The sequence below is a fragment of the Siccirubricoccus sp. G192 genome (genome assembly GCF_019084075.1).
Taxonomy (GTDB): Bacteria; Pseudomonadota; Alphaproteobacteria; order Acetobacterales; family Acetobacteraceae; genus G192.
This window is the reverse complement of record NZ_JAHREN010000001.1, coordinates 3,318,010-3,339,573: the sequence shown is the minus strand read 5'-3', so window position 1 is coordinate 3,339,573 and position 21,564 is coordinate 3,318,010. Positions and strand designations below refer to the sequence as shown.

At 70.2% G+C, this 21,564-nt stretch carries 17 protein-coding genes, 2 tRNA genes and 5 pseudogenes; 17 read left to right on the top strand and 7 right to left on the bottom strand.

Annotation, left to right across the window (positions count from 1 at the left end; all coding sequences use genetic code 11):
- Positions 1–40: 40 nt before the first annotated feature.
- The 4 genes and pseudogenes from KSF81_RS32195 to KSF81_RS16000 form a co-directional block, all read right to left on the bottom strand.
- Positions 41–130: pseudogene (locus KSF81_RS32195) on the bottom strand (PEP-CTERM sorting domain-containing protein); the annotation flags it as partial.
- Between the two features lie 1,335 nt (positions 131–1,465).
- Positions 1,466–1,765, bottom strand: a complete 300-nt coding sequence (locus tag KSF81_RS16010; protein WP_217379837.1) for a hypothetical protein — start codon at positions 1,763–1,765, stop codon at positions 1,466–1,468.
- A gap of 415 nt (positions 1,766–2,180) precedes the next feature.
- Positions 2,181–2,255 (bottom strand) — tRNA-Asn (locus KSF81_RS16005).
- Between the two features lie 79 nt (positions 2,256–2,334).
- Positions 2,335–2,408: transfer RNA gene (locus KSF81_RS16000), tRNA-Cys, on the bottom strand.
- Positions 2,409–2,532: 124 nt separating this feature from the next.
- On the opposite strand from KSF81_RS16000, the gene KSF81_RS15995 reads away from it, so the two are divergent.
- The 5 genes and pseudogenes from KSF81_RS15995 to KSF81_RS15975 all read left to right on the top strand — a co-directional run bounded on the left by KSF81_RS15995 (position 2,533) and on the right by KSF81_RS15975 (position 8,767).
- On the top strand, positions 2,533–3,189 hold the full coding sequence (locus KSF81_RS15995; protein ID WP_217379836.1) for a protein-L-isoaspartate O-methyltransferase: 657 nt from the start codon (positions 2,533–2,535) through the stop codon (positions 3,187–3,189).
- A gap of 239 nt (positions 3,190–3,428) precedes the next feature.
- Complete coding sequence (locus KSF81_RS15990) at positions 3,429–4,862, top strand: TolC family outer membrane protein (RefSeq protein WP_254453557.1); 1,434 nt, start codon at positions 3,429–3,431, stop codon at positions 4,860–4,862.
- Positions 4,862–5,470 carry a DUF2497 domain-containing protein gene (locus KSF81_RS15985; protein ID WP_217379835.1) on the top strand — a complete coding sequence of 203 codons (609 nt, stop codon included), beginning with the start codon at positions 4,862–4,864 and terminating at the stop codon, positions 5,468–5,470. Before KSF81_RS15990 ends, KSF81_RS15985 begins: the two co-directional genes overlap by 1 nt.
- Before the next feature lie 52 nt (positions 5,471–5,522).
- Positions 5,523–8,222, top strand: a pseudogene (locus KSF81_RS15980) (valine--tRNA ligase).
- Positions 8,223–8,224: 2 nt separating this feature from the next.
- Positions 8,225–8,767, top strand: coding sequence for a GIY-YIG nuclease family protein (locus tag KSF81_RS15975; RefSeq protein ID WP_217379834.1), 543 nt, complete (start codon positions 8,225–8,227; stop codon positions 8,765–8,767).
- Positions 8,768–8,873: 106 nt separating this feature from the next.
- Here KSF81_RS15975 and KSF81_RS29800 read toward each other — a convergent pair.
- Positions 8,874–9,387, bottom strand: a pseudogene (locus KSF81_RS29800) (Uma2 family endonuclease).
- A 185-nt stretch (positions 9,388–9,572) separates the two neighbouring features.
- Between KSF81_RS29800 and ilvD the strand changes: the two are divergent.
- From ilvD to KSF81_RS15945, 4 genes are all read left to right on the top strand, one after another.
- The gene (ilvD, locus tag KSF81_RS15960) at positions 9,573–11,294 is read left to right on the top strand and encodes a dihydroxy-acid dehydratase (protein ID WP_217379831.1); all 1,722 of its coding nucleotides are present in this window, start codon (positions 9,573–9,575) and stop codon (positions 11,292–11,294) included.
- Between the two features lie 171 nt (positions 11,295–11,465).
- Complete coding sequence (locus KSF81_RS15955) at positions 11,466–11,666, top strand: hypothetical protein (RefSeq protein ID WP_217379830.1); 201 nt, start codon at positions 11,466–11,468, stop codon at positions 11,664–11,666.
- A gap of 1 nt (position 11,667) precedes the next feature.
- Positions 11,668–11,964, top strand: a complete 297-nt coding sequence (locus tag KSF81_RS15950) for a YXWGXW repeat-containing protein (RefSeq protein ID WP_217379829.1) — start codon at positions 11,668–11,670, stop codon at positions 11,962–11,964.
- Between the two features lie 106 nt (positions 11,965–12,070).
- Positions 12,071–12,235 carry a hypothetical protein gene (locus KSF81_RS15945; RefSeq protein ID WP_217379828.1) on the top strand — a complete coding sequence of 55 codons (165 nt, stop codon included), beginning with the start codon at positions 12,071–12,073 and terminating at the stop codon, positions 12,233–12,235.
- A 54-nt stretch (positions 12,236–12,289) separates the two neighbouring features.
- Here KSF81_RS15945 and xth read toward each other — a convergent pair whose 3' ends face one another.
- Together xth and KSF81_RS15935 are read right to left on the bottom strand one after the other, a co-directional pair.
- Complete coding sequence (gene xth / locus KSF81_RS15940; RefSeq protein ID WP_217379827.1) at positions 12,290–13,057, bottom strand: exodeoxyribonuclease III; 768 nt, start codon at positions 13,055–13,057, stop codon at positions 12,290–12,292.
- A gap of 42 nt (positions 13,058–13,099) precedes the next feature.
- On the bottom strand, positions 13,100–13,450 hold the full coding sequence (locus KSF81_RS15935) for an iron-sulfur cluster assembly accessory protein (RefSeq protein WP_217379826.1): 351 nt from the start codon (positions 13,448–13,450) through the stop codon (positions 13,100–13,102).
- 97 nt (positions 13,451–13,547) lie between these two features.
- Between KSF81_RS15935 and KSF81_RS15930 the strand changes: the two are divergent.
- From KSF81_RS15930 to KSF81_RS15895, 8 genes and pseudogenes are all read left to right on the top strand, one after another.
- Positions 13,548–14,703: pseudogene (locus tag KSF81_RS15930) on the top strand (deoxyguanosinetriphosphate triphosphohydrolase).
- An 83-nt stretch (positions 14,704–14,786) separates the two neighbouring features.
- Positions 14,787–16,555: pseudogene (gene argS, locus KSF81_RS15925) on the top strand (arginine--tRNA ligase).
- A gap of 47 nt (positions 16,556–16,602) precedes the next feature.
- The gene (locus KSF81_RS31505; protein WP_217379825.1) at positions 16,603–17,346 is read left to right on the top strand and encodes an SPOR domain-containing protein; all 744 of its coding nucleotides are present in this window, start codon (positions 16,603–16,605) and stop codon (positions 17,344–17,346) included.
- A gap of 8 nt (positions 17,347–17,354) precedes the next feature.
- Positions 17,355–18,353: a beta-N-acetylhexosaminidase gene (nagZ, locus tag KSF81_RS15915; RefSeq protein ID WP_217379824.1), complete on the top strand. Its 999-nt coding sequence runs from the start codon at positions 17,355–17,357 to the stop codon at positions 18,351–18,353.
- Positions 18,350–19,066: a site-2 protease family protein gene (locus KSF81_RS15910; protein WP_217379823.1), complete on the top strand. Its 717-nt coding sequence runs from the start codon at positions 18,350–18,352 to the stop codon at positions 19,064–19,066. The genes nagZ and KSF81_RS15910 overlap by 4 nt, the downstream gene beginning before the upstream one ends.
- The gene (locus KSF81_RS15905; RefSeq protein WP_217379822.1) at positions 19,063–19,848 is read left to right on the top strand and encodes a ScpA family protein; all 786 of its coding nucleotides are present in this window, start codon (positions 19,063–19,065) and stop codon (positions 19,846–19,848) included. The genes KSF81_RS15910 and KSF81_RS15905 overlap by 4 nt, the downstream gene beginning before the upstream one ends.
- Positions 19,832–20,470 (top strand): SMC-Scp complex subunit ScpB, encoded by a 639-nt coding sequence (gene scpB / locus KSF81_RS15900; RefSeq protein WP_217379821.1) that lies wholly within the window; start codon positions 19,832–19,834, stop codon positions 20,468–20,470. Before KSF81_RS15905 ends, scpB begins: the two co-directional genes overlap by 17 nt.
- Positions 20,467–21,522 (top strand): ABC transporter ATP-binding protein, encoded by a 1,056-nt coding sequence (locus KSF81_RS15895; protein WP_217379820.1) that lies wholly within the window; start codon positions 20,467–20,469, stop codon positions 21,520–21,522. The genes scpB and KSF81_RS15895 overlap by 4 nt, the downstream gene beginning before the upstream one ends.
- The last annotated feature ends 42 nt before the right edge of the window (positions 21,523–21,564 follow it).

Here is a 21,564-nt window from a genome sequence, read left to right as displayed (position 1 = left end):
GCTCCGTGGGCCGCCCTGTAAGGTTTTGCGACAGTGCGGCTCAGGCCGCCTTCGCAGCCTGGCGCCGCTTGGCCAGACCGAGGCCGAGCAGACCCATGCCGAACAGGGCCAGGGAGGCCGGCTCGGGGACAGGGGTGGAGTGGAAGGATTGCCCAATAGTGCTGATCTGAGCCCCCCCCCAGGACCGTCGCGGAGACGTTGATGTCCTTCTCCACATACAGGCTGGTGTAGCCGGCACCGAGCGGGATTATTTCGGACCGATCGCAGCCGAGCACGCTGCAGCTGACTTCCAACTGGCGGACGAAAGTCGACTTGGTGGCATCGGTCCAGATGGTCTCGGTGACCGAGGAGATGGCAAGGCCGAGGAAGCTGCCATTGAAGTTCAGGTCGACCTCGGTGATCGGGGTTGCGCTGGTCACCGTATAGGTGATCAGGGCATCGTCGAAGGCCCCGAAGGCGGCGGTGAAGCCGGAGGCGATGTTCAGGTTGCCGCCGGTGCTCGTGGCCTGGATCTGGTCGCAGTTATTCGGGAAGGCCAGGGTGCCGCCAAAGGTGAGGACGCAGCCGATATTCGAGAAGGTGTTGCCCCCCCGAGCTGATCGGACCCACCGTTATGGGCGTGTTGGCAAGCGGGATCGCCGCGGCGGAGCCCATGCCCAGGGTGAGGCTGAGTGCGGCCGCTGCGCAGGTCGCTAGCAGGGCAGATCTGATCTGCATGTCTTCCTCCTGATGAAGGGCGCCGGCCGGGAGCCAATCGCCATGCAGGGAGAAGCAAGCCGCGTGCCAAGTCTGGCCGCTTCCGCATCGGCCGCGCGGATCTTCGGCCCGGGTTCGTGCCCTTCGGCCTATCGCGCCGATTTATGCTGTTGAATCAAGGTGTTGCAGCGCCTATCGTGGCAGGGCGATCCATCACTGCCTGGTGCGCTACCGTCCGGCTGGGCTTGTCAGCGTCAGGATGACATCCGTTCCTTGAGCCGGGCCACAGGACTGTAAAGCCCGCCGACGCAAGATTATGAAACGAATCCACCGGCGCGGACTGGCCGGGATACCGTTCGACTCAGCGTGATTTATGGAAGTGCACCTGTATGAACCAACGGAGCGATATATTGACTGCTGTTTCTATTTTCAGCCTATTAATTTTCCGGTTTTCGGCCCTCTGCTCCTCGCTACTGGGACATTTGGCATCGCCACGGGCCGGACGGTACCGGCCAGGTGCCATGGGCGATCCGAACTGGGTTGAACTGCGCCGGAGCGGCGGCATGATGTCGAAGATTCTTACAGGTTAACGCTCCAGGCCAGAATGGCGGGCGGACCTGGGCGGCGATCCTGTCCCGGGTGGGTGGTGTAGAGCGGCACTCCTCGGCAGGCGGCTCATGACCGTGTGAGTCTCTGCGCCGCCGGGATGCCGCGAGGCCGGGCCGCCGCAACATGCCGTAGCAGGAAGGCGCCAGGATTTCCGCGAGAGCTACTCCTGTGCCTGCTCCAGCACCGACGCGCTCAATCCACAAGCGGCTACCAAAGCATCGACGTCTGTTCCGAAGCGGGTCGCAATCTCGCTGAGACGGGTACGGCCTGCACTCCGCTCGCCGGCTGTTTGCCCCCAAACGCAGAGCCACCACGTCTTGCGGGTATCGTGGTGCGTCTCGGCATCGACTCTCAGGCCGGCCTTGACCTTCGCCTGAAGGCCGCTTCCAACCTTATCCAAGGTGCTCGCCGTCTGGCGGATGCCAGCCTCCAGGTCGATGCAGGGCGAAATCGCGTTCATGCGCCTGCTCCCGCCCCAAATATGGATGCGGCGGTGGCGGCGGAAGCAGCTTCGGGGACGGTGGCGCTCATGACGGCTTCCCAGGGGCCCCAACAGGATTGCGGGACTCCGCAAGTATCACGCCACAGGCGCTTTCACGCAAGGTTGATATAACTAACGGTTGTAAGAAACCGCCATTCAGACTGTCCCCCAACTGGCCATGAAGTTGACCCGCTTCTTTGGGCGTCCCGATGCTCGGAGGAGGAGGTGCCCGAGAGATCGAGGCTCACTGTCACGTCGCGCATGCCACTTGGGGCAAGCGCCTATGCAAGTGGAGATGCGTCGGTTTGGCGTGATGCGGGGACGAAACACGCAATCGCGGCTTTCGCTTTGACCGTGTAGGACTACTCGCGGTTTCAAATGCTTCGGGCGCAAATGGCTCCGGCGGTTGGATTCGAACCAACGACCAACGGATTAACAGTCCGCTGCGCTACCGCTGCGCCACGCCGGATCAGCCATGCCGGGCGGGGCTATAGCAACATGCCGCCGCCGAAGGAAGGGGCCGATTTCAACCAGCCCTCCCTAGCCGCTGGAGGTCCGGGGCGGAATTGAACCGCCGTAGAGGGTTTTGCAGACCCTTGCCTGACCACTCGGCCACCGGACCACCCTGCGGCGGGGCCCCTCTATCGGGCCGGCGCGGCGTGAGGTCAAGCGCGGCACCCATCCGCCCGCTTGGCGCCGGGCCGGCTCGGCCCCTATAACGCCACCGCCTCCGGAGGTTTGGCTTCATGGACTACGCAGATGCGCGGCAGCGCATGGTGGATGGGCAGTTGCGTCCGAACAAGGTGAGCGACCCGCGCGTGCTGGACGCGATGCGGGAATTGCCGCGGGAGCGATTCCTGCCGCCCTCGCTGCGCGCCCGTGCCTATACCGATGAGGATGTCCCGCTCTCCGGCGGCCGGGCGATGCTGGAGCCGATGGTGCTCGGCCGCCTGGCGCAGCTTGCCGCGGTGCGGCCGGGCGACCGGGCACTGGTGGTCTGCGCCGGCACCGGCTACGGCGCCGCCGTGCTTGCCCATGCCGGTGCCCGGGTGACGGCGCTGGAGGAGGATGCGGCGCTGGCCACCCTGGCCCGCGAGGCGCTGGCCGCCTGCCTGCCGGCTGGCGCCGTGCGGCTGGAAGCCGGACGCTGCGCCGAGGGCTTCGCCGCGGCCGCACCCTTCGACATCGTGCTGATCGAGGGCGAGGTGCCGGAAGTGCCGGAAACCCTCTCCGCCCAGCTCGCGGAAGGCGGCAGGCTGGTTGCCGTGCTCGGCCGCGGCAACCGTCAGGGATCGGCGGTGCTCGGCCGCCGGATCGGCTGCAGCTTCACCGTTACGCCGGTCTTCGACTGTGCCACCCCCGCCCTGCCGGCCTTCGCCCCGGCCCCGGGTTTTGTCTTCTGAAGCGCCTGCATGATCCGGCAGGGCGCCGTGTTCCATGGAGCACGGCGGCCGGGTATGTAATGGCCGCCTGTCAATGAAGGCGTTGGCGCGGGCCGGGGACGCGCTATTCTCCCCCTGAGAAGTTGAAGCGCGGAGCCGCCCCGGCACCGCCAGCCTCGCCACGGACCGGCTTCCGGCCCGGCAGGGGGGGTAGGCGTGCCATGGTGCGGGCTCCGTCGCGACGGAAGGACCTGGCCAAGATGACGTTGTTTCACCTCGCCCTGGCCCGCCCCTGGAGCGTCGGCCTCGCCCTGGCGGTCCCGGTTGCCCTGTTCGCGGCCGCCCCCCGGGCCCATTCGCAGTCGCTGGCGGAGGCGATGTCCCAGGCTTATGCCAACAACCCCTCGCTGCTGGCGGCCCGCGCCCAATTGCGCGCAGTGGACGAGAACGTGCCGCAGGCGCTTGCCGGCTGGCGCCCGACCGTCTCCATCGCCAGCAGCGCCGGCGCCGCCGATTCCCGCACCAGGCAGTTGGCCCGCGACCAGTTCGGGCAGCAATTCGGTGTCACCACCCACACCGAGCGCGGCACCTTCCAGAACAGCGTCACCATCACCCAGCCGGTCTTCCGCGGCGGCCGCACGGTGGCCTCCACCCGCCGGGCGGAGAACCAGGTGCTCTCGCAGCGCGCCCGGCTGCTGGCGAGCGAGCAGCAGGTGCTGGGGGACACCGTCAATGCCTATGTCGCGGTCATCCGGGACCAGGAGCTGCTGCGGCTCAACATCAACAACGAGCAGGTGCTGACCGAGCAGTTGCGCGCCACCAATGAGCGCTTCCGGGTGGGCGAGATCACCCGCACCGATGTGGCGCAGGCGGAAAGCCGGCTGGCCGGCGCCCGGTCCGCCCGCTCCCAGGCCGAGGGCAACCTGCAGATTTCGCGCGCCACCTTCCAGCGGCTGGTCGGCCTGGCGCCGCAGCGGCTGGTGGCGCCGCAGCCGCTCCGCCCGCCGGTGCGGAACGGGGTGGAGGCCGGGCAGCTCGCCGCCGCCAACAACCCCAATGTGGTGGCCGCGCTGTTCGACGAGGCCAGCGCCCGCGACCTTATCGATGTCCAGATGTCGCAGTTGCTGCCGCAGGTGAGCGTGCAGGGTCAGGCCTTCCGCAACGACAATGCCTTGCAGCAGCATACCCGCCAGACCGGCGGCCAGGTCATCGCCAGCCTGACGGTGCCGATCTACCAGGGCGGCGCCGAATATTCCGCGGTGCGGCAGGCGCGGCAGTCGGCACAGCAGGCCCGGCAGGTGGTGGATGACCAGCGCCGCACCGCGACCCAGCAGGCCACCCAGGCCTGGGAGCAATTGCAAAGCTCCAAGGCGCAGGTCGATTCGGCCCGCTCCCAGATCCGTGCCGCCGAGATCGCGCTCGATGGCGTGCAGCGGGAAGCGATCGTCGGCAGCCGCACCACGCTCGATGTGCTGAACGCCGAGCAGGAATTGCTGAACGCCCGCACCAGCCTGGTGCAGGCGCTGGCGACGGTGGTGTCCCAGTCCTATATCCTGGCCTCGGCCATCGGTCGGCTGACCGCGCAGGATCTTGGCCTGGCGGTCGATGCCTATGACATGCGGGCCTATTACAACGCGGTGCGGAACCGCTGGGTCGGGCTTGGCGATTATTCGAATGTCGCGGAGCGGCGCTGATGGCCGAGGAACGCCCACAGCCGCCGGCCACCGGCGCGCCCGCACCGGTCGGCGGCGACCCGAGCATGGAGGATATCCTGGCCTCCATCCGGCGAATCCTGAACGAGGACGAGCCCGGCGCCACGCCCGCCAGCGGCAGCCCTGGCCCGGACCCCGCCGCCGATGCCGAGCCGCTGCAACTGACCGACGAGATGCTGATCGGCGGCGGCCCGCCGCCAGCGCCCGAGCCGGCCGCGCCTGACGCGGCCCCACCCGAGCCGCCGCCCCGGGCCGTGGCGATCGCTCCGCCGCCGGCCCCACCATCGGCCCCACCATCATCCCCAACGGCAATCCCCTCGCCGCCGGAGACCGCCGCGCCGCTGGTCCCGGACACGCTGCTGGCCCCCGCCGTGGCGGCCGCCGCCAGCGCTGCGGTCGGGCATCTGCTGCGGACCGTCGCGGCGGAACGCGGCAGCGCCGTCAGCCGCGGCGGCCCGACCATCGAGGACGTGGTGCGAGAGGAGTTGCGGCCGCTGCTCAAGGACTGGCTCGACCAGCATCTGCCGGCCCTGGTGGAGCGCCTGGTCCGCGCCGAGATCGAGCGGGTGGTGGGCCGGGCGCTGTCCTGACGCCCGGCGCCCCCCCTTGACGGGGCGGGGGCCGCGGGGGACGGATGCGCCCATGCTGGACAAAACTCTTTCCCCGGGCAGCTTCGAGACACGGCTCTATCAGGGCTGGGAGCAATCAGGCGCCTTCGCCGCCGATCCCGGCAGCGCCGCCAGGCCCTTCACCATCATGATCCCGCCACCGAACGTGACGGGCAGCCTGCATATCGGCCATGCGCTGGACAACACCTTGCAGGACACGTTGGTCCGCTGGCGACGGATGCAGGGCCGCGATGTGCTCTGGCAGCCCGGCACGGACCATGCCGGCATCGCCACGCAGATGGTGGTGGAGCGGCTGCTGGCCGCCGAGGGCAACCAGGACCGGCGCGGCATGGGCCGCCAGGCCTTCCTCGACCGGGTCTGGGCCTGGAAGGCGGAATCGGGTGGCACCATCACCCGCCAGTTGCGCCGCCTCGGCGCCTCGCTCGACTGGCAGCGTGAGCGCTTCACCATGGATGAGGGGCTTTCCGCCGCGGTGCGGGAGGTCTTCGTCACCCTCCACCGGCAGGGGCTGATCTATCGCGACCGGCGCCTGGTGAATTGGGACCCCAAGCTGCAGACCGCGATCTCCGACCTCGAGGTGGAGAGCCGCGAGGTGAAGGGCAGCCTCTGGCATCTGCGCTACCCGGTGGAGGGCAAGCCCGGCCGCTTCCTGGTGGTGGCCACCACCCGGCCGGAGACGATGCTGGGCGATACCGCCGTCGCCGTTCACCCGGAGGATGCGCGATTCGCCGATCTGGTGGGCAAGCGGGTGATCCTGCCGCTGGTCGGGCGCAGCATCCCGGTGGTCGCGGATGCCTATTCGGACCCGGAGAAGGGCTCGGGCGCGGTCAAGATCACCCCGGCGCATGACTTCAACGATTTCGAGGTCGGCCGGCGGCACGGGCTGGAAATGCCCTCGGTGCTGGATGCCGAGGCGCGGGTCTGGCTGGAGGAGATCGCGCCCGCGCTCCGCGCCGTGGAGGGCGTGGCGGAGCCCGGTTTCGTGCATGGCCTGGCCGGCCAGGACCGCTTCGCCGCGCGCCGCGCCATCGTCGCGCGGCTGCAGGAACTCGGGCTGATCGAGGCGATCGAGCCGCATACCCATCAGGTGCCGCATGGCGACCGCGGCGGCGTGCCGCTGGAGCCGCGCCTCACCATCCAGTGGTATGCCGATGCCGCGACGCTGGCGGAGCCCGCCATCGAGGCTGTCGAGACCGGCCGCACCGTCTTCGTGCCGAAGCAATGGGAGAACACCTTCTTCGCCTGGATGCGCGACATCCAGCCCTGGTGCATCTCCCGCCAATTGTGGTGGGGCCACCAGATCCCGGCCTGGTACGGGCCGGAGGGCAGCGTCTTCGTCGAGCGGACCGAGGCCGAGGCCCGGGCCGCCGCGCGCGCGCAATCTGGCCACGAGGTGGAACTCACCCGCGACGAGGACGTGCTCGATACCTGGTTCAGCAGCGCCCTCTGGCCCTTCAGCACGCTCGGCTGGCCGGAGCAGACGCCCGAACTCGCCAAATACTACCCGACCGACGTGCTGGTGACGGGCTTCGACATCATCTTCTTCTGGGTCGCCCGGATGATGATGATGGGCCTGCATTTCATGGGCGAGGTGCCCTTCCGCACGGTCTGCATTCATGGCCTGGTCCGCGACGAGCGCGGCCAGAAGATGTCGAAATCCAAGGGGAACGTCATGGACCCCCCTGGAACTGGTCGATGCCTATGGCGCGGATGCGCTGCGCTTCACCATCTGCGCGCTGAGCGGCCCGGGCCGCGACGTGAAGCTCGGCCGCAATAGGGTGGAGAGCTACCGCAGCTTCGTCACCAAGCTCTGGAACGCGGCGCGCTTCTGCGAGGTGAATGGCATCGCCCCGCAGCCGGGCTTCGACCCCGGGCAGGTGCAGGCGCCGCTGGCCCGCTGGATCATCGATGCGGCCAACCGCGCGGTGGCGGAGGCGGATGCGGCGCTGGAAGCCTTCCGCTTCGACGAATACGCGGGGGCCTGCTACCGCTTCGTCTGGAATGTCTTCTGCGACTGGTTCCTGGAATCGCGAAGCCGATGCTGAACGGCCCGGACGGGGCGGAGAAGGACGAGATCCGCGGCGCGGCGCAGCATGTGCTGGGCGTGATCCTGCGGCTGCTGCACCCTTCCATGCCCTTCGTGACCGAGGAGCTTTGGGGGCGCTTCGGCTATGGGCCGGAAGGCAGCCTGATCCGCGCGGAGTGGCCGCAGCCGGTGGCGGTGCCGGGGGCGGAGGCGGCGCGGGAGGAACTGGACTGGGTGGTGCGCCTGATCTCCGAGGTGCGCGCCGTGCGCTCCGAGGTGAATGTGCCGCCCTCCATCACCACGCCGCTGCTGGTGAAGGACGCGGCGCCGGAGAGCCTGGCACGCGCCGGCCGCTGGATCGACGCCATCCGTCGCCTCGGTCGCATCACCGGGATCACGCCGCTGGCCGGCGAGGCGCCGAAAGGCGTGCTGCAGGCCGTGGTGGGCGAGGCAACGGTGATGCTGCCGCTGGCCGAGGTGATCGACCTCGGCGCCGAACGCGCGCGGCTGGCCAGGGAACGCGCCAAGGCGGCGGCCGAGGCCGAGAAGATCGCCGCCAAGCTGGCCAATGCCGATTTCGTCACCCGCGCGAAGGAGGAAGTGGTGGAGGAGAACCGCGAGCGGCTTGCCGCGGCCCGGGCCGAGATGGCGCGGCTCGACGCGGCACTGGCCCGGATCGCGGGTTAATCATGGCCATCATCAAGAACTACGGACTTCGCTGGGTGCGGGAGAAGGTCGACTGGGGCGGACCTGGAAATCGCGGATCGTTGGGTGGCAAGCGCGCAACTGCTCGTTCGTCCGACTCGGTTGACTTCCGGGAACAAATTGGAATCTACGTCCTCTACGAACCCGGGTTCGTCCCTGTGTATATCGGGCAGGCAGGCTTCGGGGCGGCCGACCTGTTCACCCGCCTCCGCAATCACCGAAACGACCATCTGCGCGATCGTTGGACCCATTTCTCTTGGTTCGGCTTCCGAGATGTCAATGCCAACTGCACGCTTTCGGCAAGACAGAATCCGGATGCGCGCACGTCATTATCCTATATAGAGGCGCTGGATGAAGTCGAAGGCGTATTGATCCAGGTGCTGGAACCGCGGCTGAACAAGCAGGGCGCCAAATGGCAGCAGACAGCCGATGAATACGTTCAGGACGCGCTTCCGCCCGAAGCGGATCGGATCGCCGCCATCGAGAGCACGCTCAACGCGATCCTCTTGAAGTTGCCTAAGCCGTAGCCCATGCGAGGGCAACGTCGGTTACGAAAAATAGAGGCAATCCGAGGCCGCCCGCGACGAGATGGTACGGCTCGGAGAGTAGGGGCAGGGTGCGGCGCCGCCCACTCTACGCCCCGAACAGCGCCTCCGCCATGATGGTGATGCCGGGTGGGTCCAGTCCGACTGGTCCCGCCCCGATCAGCCGCGTCTCGAGGCTCCCGTCCTCCCGCCGCCAATGGTGGATCACGCGGCGCTGCTCGGCCAGCAGGATGAGGTAGTGCCGGATGGAGGGCACGCGGAAATAGTCGGTGAGCTTGATGCCGCTATCCACCGCGCGCGTGCCCGGCGACACCACCTCCACCACGATCACCGGATTGGGCACGGCGGTAGCGGTCCGGTCGCTCGCCGCAATTCACCAGGGCGCCCGGCTCGTAGACGGTGGCGTCGTCCATTACCACCGTCACCCTGTCCGGCAGGGCCTGGCAGGACAGCCCAGCAGCGGCGATGGCCTGCCGCAGCAGCAGCCAGGCCATGGCCTTTGTTTCGGCATGCCCAACCCGTTCCGGCGCCATCGCCACGACCTCGCCGGCCACCAGTTCGAACCGCCCGTGCGGCTGGGCCTCGGCCCAGCGATGATACATCTCGCGGGTCATCTTCCCGGGGGGGGCCGGAAGTGGCTCTGCCCTGGCGAGACCGATATAGGGGTGCCGGGCCATGCTACGCCACGCCACCCCCTGTCCCGCAAGCCCGGTCCATGCCATTCACCGAGGTGCGGGGCCGCCCAAAGGGACGGATGCCGACCCGCCCGATGCAGGGAAGACGCCAGATGACGACCAACTGGGACAAGTCGCGGCTGCCGAGCCGCCATGTGACCGTCGGGCCGGAGCGGGCGCCGCACCGCTCCTACTACTACGCCATGGGCCTGACCGAGGCCGAGATCGACCAGCCCTTCGTCGGCGTCGCCACCTGCTGGAACGAGGCCGCGCCCTGCAACATCGCGCTGCACCGCCAGGCGCAGAGCGTGAAGGAAGGCGTGAAGCACGCCGGCGGCACGCCGCGCGAGTTCACCACCATCACCGTGACCGATGGCATCGCCATGGGCCATCAGGGCATGAAGTCCTCGCTGGCCTCGCGCGACGCGATCGCCGATACGGTGGAACTCACCATGCGCGGCCATTGCTACGACGCGCTGGTGGGGCTCGCGGGCTGCGACAAGTCGCTGCCCGGCATGATGATGGCGATGCTGCGGCTCAATGTGCCGAGCGTCTTCATGTATGGCGGCTCGATCCTGCCCGGCAAGTTCAAGGGCCGCGACGTCACCGTGGTGGATGTCTTCGAGGCGGTCGGCCAGCACGCCGCCGGCAACATGTCCGACGAGGATCTGCACGAGCTGGAATGCGTCGCCTGCCCGAGCGCGGGCGCCTGCGGCGGCCAGTTTACCGCCAATACCATGGCGACGGTTTCCGAGGCGATCGGGCTCGCGCTGCCCGGCTCCGCCGGTGCCCCCGCGCCCTATGAGGACCGCGACCGCTGGGCCGTGGAATCCGGCAAGGCGGTGATGGAGCTGATCCGCCGCAACCTCCGCCCGCGCGACATCGTCACCCGCCGCGCGCTGGAGAATGCCGCCGTGGTGGTGGGTGCCACTGGCGGTTCCACCAATGCCGGGCTGCACCTGCCCGCCATCGCGCATGAGGCGGGCATCCGCTTCACCATGGACGACGTGGTGGAGATCATGCGGCGCACGCCCTATATCGCCGACCTCAAGCCGGGCGGGAAATACGTCGCCTATGACGTCTACCGGGTCGGCGGCATCCCGGTCATCATCAAGGCGCTGCTGGATGCCGGGTTGATGCATGGGGACTGCATGACCGTCACCGGCCAGACCCTGGCCGAGAACCACAAGGGCGTGATCTTCCCGCTGGACCAGGACGTGATCTACCCGGTCTCCAAGGCGATCTCGACCACCGGCGGCGTGGTGGGCCTCAAGGGCAACCTAGCGCCGGAGGGCGGCATCGTGAAGATCGCCGGCATGAAGAATCTCCGCTTTGAAGGCACCGCGCTCTGCTTCGACTGCGAGGAGGATGCCTTCGCCGCCGTGGAGGCGCGCGCCTACAAGCCGGGCGATGTCATCGTCATCCGCTATGAGGGGCCGAAGGGCGGGCCGGGCATGCGCGAGATGCTCTCCACCACCGCCGCCATCTATGGCCAGGGCATGGGCGAATCCGTGGCGCTGATCACCGATGGCCGCTTCTCCGGCGCCACCCGCGGCTTCTGCGTCGGCCATGTCGGCCCGGAAGCCGCGGTGGGCGGCCCGATCGCGCTGCTGCGGAATGGCGACCGCATCGTGATTGATGCGGCGAAGGGCAGCATCGAGATGCTGGTGCCAGAGGCGGAACTGGCCGCGCGCCGCGCCGCCTGGCAGCCCCGCAGGACCGACTACAACTCGGGCGCACTCTGGAAATACGCCCAGACCGTCGGCCCGGCCTATCTCGGCGCCGTGACCCAGCCGGGCGCGGCGGCGGAGACGCATTGCTATGCCGATCAGTAGCCCCCTGGCCTGATCGGTCCGGTCGGCCGGAGGCGAAGCCGCCCCATCCCCGCCATCGGGGACGGGGCCACCGTCGCGGCCATGTCACGGCCTGGTGCCGCCGCCTCGCGCTTGCTGCCCGCGTTTCGTCACAGAGATGGTGCTGCATTGGTGCAGCGATGGAGGCACCCCATGCGACGGCTGCGTTTCCTGCTCCTGCTGCCCCTGCTGGCTGCGCTCGGCGGCTGCGTCGCCTATCCGGCAGGGCCGGGCTATTACGGCCCGCCGGCGGCCAGCGTCTATGTCGCCCCGAGGCCCTATTACTACCGACCCTATGGCTACGGCTATGCGCCGCGCCCCTATGGGTACGGCTATGGCTGGCGGCGCTGGTAGCATGGCGCGCAACCCTGGCCGGCGCGGCCTGCTGCTGGCCCTGCTGGGCGTCGCGGCCTCGCCGGCGGCGGCACAACCCCGCATGCCGCCGCCGCCACCGCCGCTGCGGCTCGAACCGAGACCCGGCCGCCCGCCCGGCCCGCGCCTGGTGTGGGAACCCGGCCACTGGCACTGGAATGGCCGCGCCTATGTCTGGGTCGCCGGCCGTTGGGTCCGCCAGCGCCGGGGCCGCTGGGAGCATGGGCGGTGGGTGCCGCGCCGCGGCGGCTGGGTCTGGGTGCCGGGCGGCTGGCACTGACGCCCCGTGATACGAAGTCACGCAAGCGTCACCTGCCGGCCGCGCGACGATCGGGGCGCGTGAATGTTGTTGCGCAGTATCGGTCCACAACAGGAGGAAGACCGCGATGCGTATCCTGCCCGCCCTTGCCGTGCTCGGCCTCGCCATGGCCGTTTCGGCCTGCACCTATGTCGAGCGCCAGCCCGCGCAGCCCACGGTCGTGACCCCGGCGCCCACCATCGTCCAGCCCCAGGCCGCGCCGCCGACCGTCACGGTGCGCCCGAGCTACTGATCGGCGCGATCCCTGCCGGCCCTTCCCTGCCTCGGCAGGGGAGGGCCTCGCGGCTCAGGACAGGTCGCACCAGACCGGGGCGTGGTCACTCGGCTGCTCCTCCGACCTGGCCTTGAGGTCCACGCCGCAATTCGCCAGCCGCTCCGCCAGTTCCGGGCTCAGCAGGATGTGGTCGATGCGGAGCCCTCGGTTGGATTCGAAGGCCGGGCCGTAATCCCAATAGGTATAGGGCGCATCGGCCGGATGCAGCGCCTGTAGCGCATCGGTCATGCCGGCATGGAGCAGCGCCCGGAACCGCGCGCGGCTTTCCGGCCGGACCAGCGCATCCGTGGGCGGCAGCGCGCCCGGCGCGAAGTCGGCATCGGTCGGGCAGACATTGAAGTCGCCCAGCACGGCGCAGGGCTCGAAGGCATCGAGCCGGTCCCGCACCCAGGCCCCCAGCCGCTCCATCCAGCGCAGCTTGTAGGCAAAGCCGTCATCGCCGCCGGAATTGCCATTCGGCAGGTAGATGCCGGCGAGCCGGATGCCCGCCGCCGCCACCTCCAGGAATCGCGCCTGATTGTCCTCGGCTTCGCCGGGCAGGGCCTCGGCCGTGACCTCGAAGGGAATGCGGCCGAGCACCGCCACGCCATTGCGCCCGCCCTGCTGGCCAAGCGGATGCACCCGGTAGCCGGTATCGGCGAAATCGAGCTGCGGGAATTCCTCGCTCCGGCACTTGGTCTCCTGCAGGAAGACCAGGTCCGGCCCGTGCCGTTGCAGGAACCGCCGGAGATGCGGCACCCGCCGGCGGACTGAGTTCACGTTGAAGGTAGCAATCCGCATGCCTGCCAGGTCCGTTCCGGGTCGCGGCAGTGTAGCGGAGGCTCAGCCGATCGCGAAGGAGGCACCACAGCCGCAGCCGGAGACCGCCTGCGGGTTCCGGATGGCGAAATGCGCGGCGATCAGCGCCTCGTTCCAATCGAGCTCGGACCCGGCCAGCAGGTCCAGCGAGACCGGGTCGACGAAGACCTTCGCCGCACCTTCCTCGATCACCAGGTCATCGGGCTGGGGCTGGTCGTCCAGCACGAAGCCGTACTGGAAGCCCGAGCAGCCGCCGGCGCTGACAGAGACGCGCAGCCCGGCGCCCGGCTTGCCCTCGCGTGCGGCGATATCTGCCACCTCCGCGGCGGCGCGGGGGGTGACGCGGAAGCTCGGCATGGTCGATCCATCGGGCATCGGGACTCTCCTGGCCCTGGAAGATAGGCGGCCCAGGGCCGGGATCCCAATCGCCTTGACGTTGCGGCGCGGGGGGAGGGGCTGGTAAGCGCCGCGGATGCCCCAGGATCGCGCCCCTTGGGCCGTGAGGCCCGAAGACTCCCGCGGCCGGCTGCATCCGGAGCCGGGCGGCGATGCGCGCTCCCCCTTCCAGCGGGACCGCGACCGGATCATCCATTCCCGGGCCTTCCGCCGGCTGCAATACAAGACCCAGGTCTTCGTCTTCCATGAGGGCGACTATTTCCGCACCCGGCTCACCCACAGCATCGAGGTGGCGCAGATCGCCCGCTCCATCGCCCGGCGACTCCGGCTGGACGAGGATCTGGCGGAGGCGCTGGCGCTCGCCCACGACCTCGGCCACCCGCCCTTTGGCCATGCCGGGGAGGAGGCGCTCGATTCGCAGATGCGCCCCTATGGCGGCTTCGACCACAATGCCCAGAGCCTCAAGGTCGTCACGCTGCTGGAACACCGCTACGCCGCCTTCGACGGGCTGAACCTCACCTGGGAGACGCTGGAGGGCCTGGCCAAGCACAACGGCCCGCTGCGGCGTCCCTCCCGCGATATCGTGGAATACGACCGGCTGCACCCGCTGGAACTCACCTCCCACGCTTCGGCCGAGGCGCAGGTGGCGGCGCTCTCAGACGACATCGCCTACAACAACCACGACCTCGACGACGGCATCCGCGCCGGGCTCTTCACCCTGGAGGAAGCGGCCGCCCTGCCGCTGATCGGCGAGGCCTATGCCGAGGCGCGGTCGCATCACCCGGGCCTGGCGCCGGACCGGATGGTGGCGGAGACGGTGCGGCGGGTCATCAATGTCATGGTGAACGACGTGGTGGCCGAGGCCGGGCGCCGGATCGCCGCGCTGGCGCCGGACAGCGCCGCCGCCATCCGCGCCGCCGGCCAGCCGGTGATCGCCTTCTCCGATGCCATGGCGGAGGCCAACCAGGGCGTGCGGGAATTCCTGTTCCAGCGCATGTATCGCCATTGGCGGGTGAACCGCGCCATGCAGAAATCCAAGCGGGTGAGCCAGTTGCTGTTCCAGATGCTGCATGGCGGGCCGCAGATGCTGCCCGATGCCTGGGCCGCCCGCGCCGGCGAGGCCGGCTCCCCCCGGCTGCGCCCTGGTGGTCTGCGACTATATCGCCGGCATGACCGACCGTTTCGCGCTGGAGGAGCACCGGCGCCTGACCGACCCGAACATTCCGGGATAGGCCGGGGTAGCCTTTTGTTTTCACGGGCGTCTTCACCCCCTCCGGTGGTTCCACCGGAGGGGGATCTGCTTTAGGACGCCGCCATGACCCAGGATATCTTTGCCGCGCTGCGCGCCCGCGCCGTGGAGGCGATGCGGAATCTCCTCCCCGATCTGCCGGAGGAGGCCTTCGCCCGCGTGCAGATGGAGCCGCCACGCGACCTCACGCATGGCGACATGGCAACCAATGCGGCGCTGGTCGTGGCCAAGCCGGCGCGGCAGCCGCCGCCGAAGCTCGCCGCCGCCCTGGCCGAGCGGCTGGCGGCGCTGCCGGAAGTGGAAAGCGCCGCCCCGGCCGGCCCCGGCTTCGTCAACCTGCGCCTGCGCGAGGGCTTCCTGCGCGCCCAGGTGCCGGCGATCCTGGCGGCGGGGGAGGGCTATGGCGACAGCACCCTCGGTGCCGGCCGCCGGGTCGATGTCGAATACGTCTCCGCCAATCCCACCGGACCGATGCATGTCGGCCATTGCCGTGGCGCGGTGGTGGGGGATGCGCTGGCCAACCTGCTCGGCAAGGCCGGCTGGGACGTGACCAAGGAATACTACATCAACGATGCCGGGGCGCAGGTCCTGGCGCTGGCCCATGCCGCCTATTGGCGCTACCTCCAGGCGCTCGGCACGAAGCTGACCGAGGAGGAATACGCTCAGTCCATCCAGGGCGGGCTGCAATACCGCGGCGACTACCTGGTGCCGGTGGGGGAGGCGCTGCGGGCCCGCTATGGCGAGAGCCTGGCCGAGCCCGGCGGGATGCCGGCCGGCCCCTCGCATTGGCTCGATACCGTGCGCGATGTGACGGTCGAGCTGATGATGCAGGCCATCCGCGAGGATCTCGCCGCGCTCGGCGTCCGCCAGGACGTGTTCGTCTCGGAGCGCGCGCTGGTCGCGGCGGGCAAGCTCGAAGAGGCGGAGGCGCTGCTGGCGGCACGGGGCCTGATCTATCACGGCGTGCTGGAGCCGCCGAAGGGCAAGACCCTCGATGATTGGGAACCGCGCGAGCAGGAACTGTTCCGCGCCACCCAGTTCGGCGACGAGGTGGACCGGCCGCTGCGCAAGTCGGATGGGTCAGGCACCTATTTCGCGAATGACATCGCCAACCACCTGCACAAGATCGAGCGCGGCTTCTCCGAACTGGTGCATGTCTGGGGTGCCGACCATGGCGGCTATGTGAAGCGGATGCAGGCCGCGGTCGCCGCGCTCTCGGATGGCAAGGTCTCGCTGGATGTGGTGCTGGCGCAGATCGTCCATGTGGTGAAGGACGGCCAGCCTGTGCGCATGAGCAAGCGCGCCGGCACCTATGTGACCTTGCGCGACCTGATCGACGAGGTCGGGCGCGATGCCGTCCGCTTCACCATGCTGACGCGCAAATCCGATGCGCAGATGGAATTCGACCTCGACAAGGTGGTGGAGCAGTCGCGCGAGAACCCGGTCTTCTACGTGCAATACGCGCATGCCCGCTGCCGCAGCGTGCTGCGCGGGGCCGGAGACCCAACGGCTGCCGATCTCGCCGCCGCGCCGCTCGAGTCGCTGGCGGATCCGGCGGAGTTGGCGCTGATCCGCCGCCTGACCGCCTGGCCGCGCACCGTGGAAGCGGCCGCAACCGCCCGCGAACCGCACCGGATCGCCTTTTTCTCCATGACTTGGCGAGCGACTTTCATGTATTGTGGAACAAGGGCCGCGAGGACGCGACCCTGCGATTCATTCGGGGGGATGAACCGGAAGCCACAAGGGCCCGGCTGGCCCTGGTGGCTGCGACGGCGACGGTCATCCGCTCGGGCCTCGCGGTGATGGGGGTTACGCCGGCCGAGGAGATGCGGTGAGCGACATCACGGTTCCATCCTGGCGCCAGCGCCCGGAAAAGTCGGCTGTGTCCGGGCGCATGCTCGTGGTGGCGGGCGGGCTGCTCGGCGTCGCGGCATTGGGCGGAGCGGTGGCCTGGGGCATTTCCCGCATGGGGCCGCGCCCGGTGCCGGTGATCGAGGCGGATTCGCGCCCGCTGAAGATCCGGCCGGAGAATCCAGGCGGGCTGCTGGTGCCGAACCAGGATCAGCTCGTGCTGGAACCGCCCTCGGTCCGCCGCGCGGCGGAGCGCAGCCAGAGCGCCACGGCACGGCTGGATGCCGGCCCGGAGATGCCGGCGCTGGACGTCCTGCGCCAGCAGGCGGCGCCACCCGCGCCTGCGGTGGTGGCGCCGCCGGCCGCGCCCCTGCCGGCGCCGGTGGCCTTCGCGCCGGAGGAGCCGGCCGTGCCTCCCACCGCGCCTGCCCAGCCGGCACCACGCCTGGCCCAGGCGGTTCCCGCACAGCCCGCGGCGGCGCCGGCCGCCGTGGAGCCTGCCGCGCCCGCACTCCAGCCGGTGGCGGGTGGCCGCCAGCAGATCCAGCTTGGCGCCCTGTCCTCCGAGGCCGCGGCGAAGACGGAATGGGAGCGGCTGCAGCGCCGGGTGCCGGAACTCGCCGGCTTCCAGCCCCGCATCACACGGCTGGAGCGTGAGGGCCAGGCAACGCTGTACCGCCTCCGCACCGGCGGCCTCGCCGACCAGGCCGCGGCGCGGGCACTCTGCGAGGCGGTGCGCGACAAGGGCGGCAACTGCGCCGTCCTGGGCTCCTGACCCCCTCCATGGCGCAACCGAGGGCGGCAATCGTCGGGCTTTCGGGCCCGGCCCTGACGGCGGAGGAGGCGGCGTCCTGGCGCCTGGCGCCGCCACTCGGCGCTATCCTCTTTGCCCGAAACATCCAGGACCCGGAGCAGCTTCGCCGCCTCACCGCCGATATCCGCGCCGAATTGGGGGAGGGGGCGCCGATCCTGGTGGACCAGGAGGGTGGCCGTGTCGCCCGGCTGCGGCCGCCGCATTGGCCGACCTTCCCTCCCGCTGCTGCCTTCGAGGGCCTGCCAGAGGAAGCGGTGCGCGCCAATGCCGCGCTGCTCGGCCTCGCCTGCCACGATGCCGGCTTCGATGTGGTCTGCGCCCCGGTGCTGGACCTGCGCCTGCCCGGCCAGCACGACATCATCGGCGACCGCGCCTTCGCGGAAGATCCGGCGGAGGTGGCGCGGCTGGCCCGCGCCTGGGTGCTGGGCCTGCAGGAGGCCGGCTGCGTGCCGGTGGTCAAGCACATCCCCGGCCATGGCCGCGCCACGGTGGACAGCCATCTGGGATTGCCGCGCGTGGCCGCGGGGCGCGACCTGCTGGCGCTCGATTGCGGCCCCTTCGCCGCCCTGGCCGATAGCGGCGCCTGGGCCATGACCGCGCATATATTATACGGGGCGCTGGATCCGGAGCGGCCGGCGACCCTCTCCCCCGGCGTCATCGGCCGGGTCATCCGTGGCGCCATCGGCTTCGACGGCGTGCTGGTGAGCGACGATCTCTGCATGAAGGCGCTGCGCGGGGAGCCTGGGGCATTGGCGCGGCAGGCCATCGCCGCCGGCTGCGACCTGGTGCTGCATTGCAACGGCGACCCCGCCGAGACCGCCGCGTTGCTGGAGGAATGCCCGGCCCTTTCGGCGATGGCGCAATCCCGGTTGGCCGAGGCGCGGGCGCGGATGGAGGGGCAGCTCCGGCCGCTCGACCCCGTTGCGCTGGTGGCGGCGCGCGATGCGCATCTCGCGGCGGCGGCGTGAATTTCGACCTCGCCTGGCTGCCGGAGCTGCTGGCGGCCGTTCTTGCCACGGTGCTGGCGATTACCCTGCATGAGGCGGCGCATGGCTATGCCGCGCTCGGCCTCGGCGATGACACGGCGAAGCGGGCGGGGCGGCTGAGCCTCAATCCGCTGCGGCATGTGGACCGGGTGGGCACGGTGCTGGTGCCGGGGGTGCTGCTGCTCGGGCAGTTGATTACCCCGGGCGGAGTCCAGTTCATGTTCGGCTGGGCCAAGCCGGTTCCGGTGAATATCTGGGCGCTGCGGCATCCCCGGCAGGGCATGATGCTGGTGGCGGCGGCCGGGCCTGCCATGAATTTCGCGCTGGCCTGGCTGGCGGGGCTGCTGGTGCATCCGCTGGTGGCCTGGGGCGGCTTTCTTCCTGGCGGCCAACCTGACTGGGCCTACCGGTTCCTGGCCCTGTCGATCCTGGCGAATTTGGTGCTTGGCCTGTTCAACCTGTTGCCGATCCCGCCGCTCGATGGCGGGCGAATCGTTGCCGGTTTGCTGCCGCGCTCGCTGGCGCTGCCCTATATGCGGCTGGAGCGCTGGGGCATCCTGATCGTGCTTGTCGGCCTTTTCCTGCTGCCGCGGCTTGCCGAGGGGTTCGACCCCATGGGCTGGGCGCTACGGCATGTTGTGGCGGAGGCCTTCGACTTGGTGCTGCTGCTCTCCGGCAATGGGCGGGGCGCATGACCGCCCCGGTGCCCGTGCTGCATCTCCGGCTGGATGGGTTCGAGGGGCCGCTCGACCTGCTGCTGGAGTTGGCCCGCGCCCAGAAGGTGGATCTCGAGCGGATTTCCATCCTGGCCTTGGTCGACCAGTTCCTGGCCGTGCTGGAACAGGCGCGGCGGGTGCGGCTGGAGCTTGCGGCCGATTGGCTGGTCATGGCCGCCTGGCTCGCCTGGCTGAAATCCCGCCTGCTGGTGCCGGAGGAAGCCGCCCCGGACGAGGATGCCGAGGCCCTGGCCGAAGCCCTGGCCGACCGGCTGCGCGAGTTGGAACGCATCCGTGCCGCCGCCGCCTGGCTGTCGGGGCGGTTGCAGCTTGGGCGGGACATCTTCGGCCGCGGCGCGCCCGAATCGCTGAAGATCGAGGATCGCTCGGCCATCGCCGCCGACCTGCCCTCGCTGCTGCAGGCCTATGCCGCCGCCCGCCGCCGGGCGCTGGCCCGCCGCCCCTATACGCCGAAGCCGCGCAAGCTCTGGACTGTGCAGGACGCGCTGGCACGGCTCGGCCAACTGGTCGGTGCATTGCCGGACTGGGCGGTGCTGGCCCGCTTCCTGCCCGACGGCCTGGCCGACCCCGTGGAGCGCCGCGCCGCCCTGGCCAGCACCCTGGTGGCGGCGCTGGAGACGGCGCGCGGCGGCGGCATCGAATTGCGCCAGGAACGCGCCTTCGGCCCCATCCTGATCCGCCGCCGCCCCGAGGGGCAGGCGGAGCTGCAAACGGAGGAGCCCGATGTCCGAGCCGCTTGAGACGGAGCTCTACGGTCCGCCGGCGCCCGAACCCGATCCGGCGCTGTTCGAGCATGCGCTGCGCATTGCCGAGGCGCTGGTCTTCGCCGGCGACCGCCCCGTCACCCCCGCCCGGCTGCAACAGGCCCTGCCGGAAGGCACCGAGGCGCGCGCCGTGCTGACCGCGCTCGCCGCCCGCTGCGCCGGCCGCGCGGTGGAACTGGTGGAGGTGGCCGGCGGCTTCGCCTTCCGCACCGCCCCGGAACTCGCCCCGGCGCTCACCCGCGTGGTGGAGGTGCCGCGCCGGCTGCCGCGGGCGGCGATGGAGACGCTGGCCATCATCGCCTACCACCAGCCGGTGACACGGGCCGAGATCGAGGAGATCCGCGGCGCCAGCCTCTCCCAGACCACGTTGGAATCGCTGCTGGAACTCGGGCTGGTCGCGCCGCGCGGCCGCCGCGAGGTGCCCGGCCGCCCCAGCCTCTGGGGCACCACGCCGCGCTTCCTGGAGCAATTCGGCCTGAAGACCCTCGCCGACCTGCCGCGGCGGGAGGAGTTGGTGAACGAGCCCGGCCTGCCCTTCGGCGCGCCGCCCAGCCCCCCGGGGGCCGGCGAATCGGGTCCCGCGCCCCAGGCCGCATGAGCCTCCGCCTTACCGGCCTCCGCCATGCCTATGGCCCGCGGGAGGTGCTGCGCGGCATCGATCTTGCCGTCGGGCGTGGCGAGATCCTCTGCCTGCTCGGCCCCTCCGGCGACGGCAAGACCACGCTGCTGCGGCTGGTGGCAGGGCTGGAGCCCCTGCAGACCGGGCGGATCGAGCTTGGCGGCCAGACCATCGCCGAGCCGGGCAGGGAGGTGCCGCCGGAGCAGCGGCATGTCGGCTTCGTCTTCCAGGACTACGCCCTGTTCCCGCATCTGACCGTGGCCGAGAACGTCGCCTTCGGCCTGCACCAGGTCCCGCGCGGCGAGCGTGCCTGGCAGGTGGCGGAGGCCCTGGCCCGGGTCGGGCTGGAGACCTATGCCAATGCCTATCCGCACATGCTCTCGGGCGGCCAGCAGCAGCGGGTGGCACTCGCCCGCGCCCTGGCCCCGCGCCCCCAGGTGCTGCTGCTGGACGAGGCTTTCGCCAGCCTCGACGCCCGGCTGCGGGAACAGGTGCGGGACGATACGCTGCATGTGCTGCAGACCGCCGGCATCCCGGCGCTGATCGTCACCCATGACGCCGAGGAGGCCATGTTCATGGCCGACCGCATCGCGCTGATGCGGGCCGGCCAGGTGGTCCAGCTCGGCACGCCGGAGGAGCTCTATCTGCACCCCTGCGACCCCTTCGTGGCCACCTTCCTCGGCGAGGTGAACCGGATGCCGGCTAGGGTCCGGGACGGCCGGGCCGAGACCGCCATCGGCAGCATCGCCTGCGCCCTGCCGGACGGCCCGGCCGAGGTGCTGCTGCGCCCGGAGGGGCTGCGGCTGCTGCCGCCCGGAGCGGCCCCGAACGATACCACCCCGGCCGAGGTCCAGGCCTGCCGCCTGCTCGGCGCCACCACGCTGGTGCATCTGGCGGTGGCGGATGGTGCCGGCGGCCGGCTGCACCTGCATGCCCGGATGCCGCCCGGGGCGGCGCTGGCGCGTGGCCAGGAAGTTACCGTCGCGATGGACCGCGAGCGTGCCTTCGTATTCCCGGGCCCGGCTCCCTAGATTATCGGCGGGGAGTTTCGGCGCCGGCCGCGTCGACACCCC

Coding starts and splice junctions, on each gene's coding strand:
- KSF81_RS15905 (WP_217379822.1), top strand. CDS start 19,063: ATGACCGCCCCGGTGCCCGTGCTGCATCTCCGGCTGGATGGGTTCGAG.
- KSF81_RS15955 (WP_217379830.1), top strand. CDS start 11,466: ATGCGACGGCTGCGTTTCCTGCTCCTGCTGCCCCTGCTGGCTGCGCTC.
- KSF81_RS15950 (WP_217379829.1), top strand. CDS start 11,668: ATGGCGCGCAACCCTGGCCGGCGCGGCCTGCTGCTGGCCCTGCTGGGC.
- xth (WP_217379827.1), bottom strand. CDS start 13,057: ATGCGGATTGCTACCTTCAACGTGAACTCAGTCCGCCGGCGGGTGCCG.
- nagZ (WP_217379824.1), top strand. CDS start 17,355: ATGGCGCAACCGAGGGCGGCAATCGTCGGGCTTTCGGGCCCGGCCCTG.
- scpB (WP_217379821.1), top strand. CDS start 19,832: ATGTCCGAGCCGCTTGAGACGGAGCTCTACGGTCCGCCGGCGCCCGAA.
- KSF81_RS15975 (WP_217379834.1), top strand. CDS start 8,225: ATGGCCATCATCAAGAACTACGGACTTCGCTGGGTGCGGGAGAAGGTC.
- ilvD (WP_217379831.1), top strand. CDS start 9,573: ATGACGACCAACTGGGACAAGTCGCGGCTGCCGAGCCGCCATGTGACC.
- KSF81_RS15985 (WP_217379835.1), top strand. CDS start 4,862: ATGGCCGAGGAACGCCCACAGCCGCCGGCCACCGGCGCGCCCGCACCG.
- KSF81_RS15990 (WP_254453557.1), top strand. CDS start 3,429: ATGACGTTGTTTCACCTCGCCCTGGCCCGCCCCTGGAGCGTCGGCCTC.
- KSF81_RS15935 (WP_217379826.1), bottom strand. CDS start 13,450: ATGCCCGATGGATCGACCATGCCGAGCTTCCGCGTCACCCCCCGCGCC.
- KSF81_RS15895 (WP_217379820.1), top strand. CDS start 20,467: ATGAGCCTCCGCCTTACCGGCCTCCGCCATGCCTATGGCCCGCGGGAG.
- KSF81_RS16010 (WP_217379837.1), bottom strand. CDS start 1,765: ATGAACGCGATTTCGCCCTGCATCGACCTGGAGGCTGGCATCCGCCAG.
- KSF81_RS15945 (WP_217379828.1), top strand. CDS start 12,071: ATGCGTATCCTGCCCGCCCTTGCCGTGCTCGGCCTCGCCATGGCCGTT.
- KSF81_RS15995 (WP_217379836.1), top strand. CDS start 2,533: ATGGACTACGCAGATGCGCGGCAGCGCATGGTGGATGGGCAGTTGCGT.